The 1,180-nt window shown below is 40.4% G+C and carries 1 protein-coding gene and 1 pseudogene; both read right to left on the bottom strand.

Annotation, left to right across the window (positions count from 1 at the left end):
- Positions 1 to 197, bottom strand: a 197-nt coding sequence (locus CBG25_RS08520) for a hypothetical protein (RefSeq protein WP_290604058.1), incomplete at its 3' end; no start/stop codon positions are given.
- A gap of 63 nt (positions 198 to 260) precedes the next feature.
- Positions 261 to 623: pseudogene (locus tag CBG25_RS08515) on the bottom strand (transposase); the annotation flags it as partial.
- Between the last annotated feature and the right edge of the window lie 557 nt (positions 624 to 1,180).

Below are 1,180 nucleotides of genomic sequence, written 5' to 3'. Positions count from 1 at the left end.
CTTTTTTTGTCTATAGAAGGTTCAACTAATCGCCATAGGTCTTTAGGGCGGAAACATCTACTTTTTAACCATCGGCTAACCGTGTCATGAGATAAAGGCGATGGGCTGACTTCTGATAACGCCAAACTAGAGTATCTTACACTGCTTACTTGCAAGAATATTTTATAGATATCTTTAATGCATGGATAACCGGACAAAATATGAACATCCTGATTTTTTCTTGTTTTTAAATTTATACTTCTTTTTTAGAGACTGCGAAACTCGTGACCGATTCGGTTCTCGAACGTCCACACAGTGGTGCGATCAGGAATGTTGATGGCATAGGGTAAGCCGCAGAAGCGCTTGAAGCTCATCCTGTCAAGAAGCTGGTACTCCATCTGCTCGTCGGACAGGTTGTAGATACGCTTTAAGACTAAAATGCGAACCATGGTCTCTGTTGGAAATGGTGGACGTCCGCCTTTTTTGCTGACAGGACGCGGTACCACATGGTCGATTTCTGCTGCTAGATGCGCAAAGTCTATACAGGTTTCGATCTTGACCAGCGGGTCACCCAACTTGTCGATCGTCTGTTGGTGATACTGGTTTGCAAAGAGGTCATTCTTAATGGCGCTGCGTTTCTTCATGGTGGTTAGCTCAGTAGACCAGCTTCCGATAACTTTATCAGCAAAATCAAACTCGGCTTAGGTTTTTCGAGGTGCCCACTACTTACTGATCCTGATACACAAAAAATTCTAACAATCTTGGAGGCGTTAGAACCACGAGAACGGGCGCAACTAGCTAAATTTCTTAGTCGCAATGGTGCTGTGTACTTAGTAGAATTGATTGATCCAGAAAATCAATCCCTCCTAAACTTGAAAGCAGACACGAGTTTCGCACAGGCATATAAAATTCTAAAAATGGCTTAAAAGCAATGATTAATCTGCAAGTTACTAAAAAACATAAATTTTCTTAAATTACAATAAGTTGTATTTGATTTATAAGGTTTTGACTATTTATATATCATGCTGAATTAAACTTAAAAATAGAGCGTTTTTTTATTGGTGCGAAACTCGTGTAAGAATGACTTCTGATCTTTACCAAATACAGTATCAATTTCAAAATGACCGGGTTGTTGCTTAAGATCAGCCTCAGCGGGTCTCTCTTCAATACCCACTCTATCAGGAATAGGGCTACGCTTGGA

The sequence above is a fragment of the Arsenophonus sp. ENCA genome (assembly GCF_002287155.1).
GTDB lineage: Bacteria > Pseudomonadota > Gammaproteobacteria > Enterobacterales > Enterobacteriaceae > Arsenophonus > Arsenophonus nilaparvatae.
Note: the sequence above shows the minus strand (reverse complement) of the source record. Positions and strands in the feature narration are given on the sequence as shown.